The following is a 1,042-nucleotide window of genomic DNA, read 5'->3' as shown; positions in this document are numbered from 1 at the left end:
GCCCGGACCAGTCCCGGTCCCCGGTAGACGAAGCCGCTGTAGAGCTGCACCAGGCTCGCCCCGGCGTCGAACATCCGCGCCGCGTCGTCCGGGTCGACGATCCCGCCCACCCCGACGACCGGCAACGCGCCGCCGGTCTCGCGGTGCACGAAGGAGACCACCTGACGGGCCCGCGCGGCCAGCGGCCGGCCGGAGAGCCCGCCGGTCTCCGCGCCCCGGGCGACGTCACCGGCGGCCAGACCGTCCCGGCCCAACGTGGTGTTGGTGGCGATCACCCCGGCCGCGCCCCGCTCCAGGCAGACCGCCAGCAGGTCGGCGATGGCCGACTCGGTGAGGTCCGGGGCGATCTTCACCAGCACCGGCTTCGCTGCCGCCGGCGTCTCCCCCACCGGCTTCTTTCCCACCGGCGTCTCCCCGACCGGCTTCTCCCCCACCAGCGCGGTCAGCAGCGCGTCGAGGTGGTCCCGGTCCTGCAACGCGCGCAGTCCCGGGGTGTTCGGCGAGGAGACGTTGACCGCGAAGTAGTCCCCGTGCCCGCGCAGCGCCCGGTACGACGTCAGGTAGTCCTCGACCGCGTCGTCGAGCGCGGTGACCTTGGACTTGCCCAGCGAGATGCCCAGCGGCACGCCGAGCGGCCGGGGCAGGGCGGCCAGCCGGTCGGCCAGCGCGGCGGCACCGGCGTTGTTGAAGCCCATCCGGTTGATCAACGCGGTGCTGCCCGGCAGGCGGAACAGCCGGGGGCGCGGGTTGCCCGGCTGGGCGTGCGCGGTGACCGTACCGACCTCGACGAACCCGAACCCGAGGGCCGGCCAGGCCGGGAGCGCATGTCCGTCCTTGTCCATCCCGGCCGCCAGCCCCACCGGGTTCGGGAAACGCACCCCGAACACGGTGCGGGGGTTGGCCACCGCGTACCGGGCACGCAAGGCGGCCAGGGCCACCGGCTGCCGGGCGAGCCCGGACAGCCGGCGCAGTGTCCACTCGTGCGCGGTCTCCGCGTCACCGTGACCGATCCGGAACAGGGCCGGACGGACCACCCGTTCGA

General features: G+C 74.8%; 1 protein-coding gene. It reads right to left on the bottom strand.

The features are described from left to right. Window positions 1-1,042 (bottom strand): quinone-dependent dihydroorotate dehydrogenase (locus GSF22_RS33840; protein WP_244454618.1); only part of this gene is annotated, 1,042 nt, incomplete at both ends.

Source organism: Micromonospora echinofusca (assembly GCF_017614955.1).
In the GTDB taxonomy this organism is placed as follows: Bacteria; Actinomycetota; Actinomycetes; order Mycobacteriales; family Micromonosporaceae; genus Micromonospora; species Micromonospora echinofusca_A.
The sequence above is the reverse complement of the archived record's forward strand: the minus strand, read 5'-3'. Positions and strand labels throughout refer to the sequence as shown.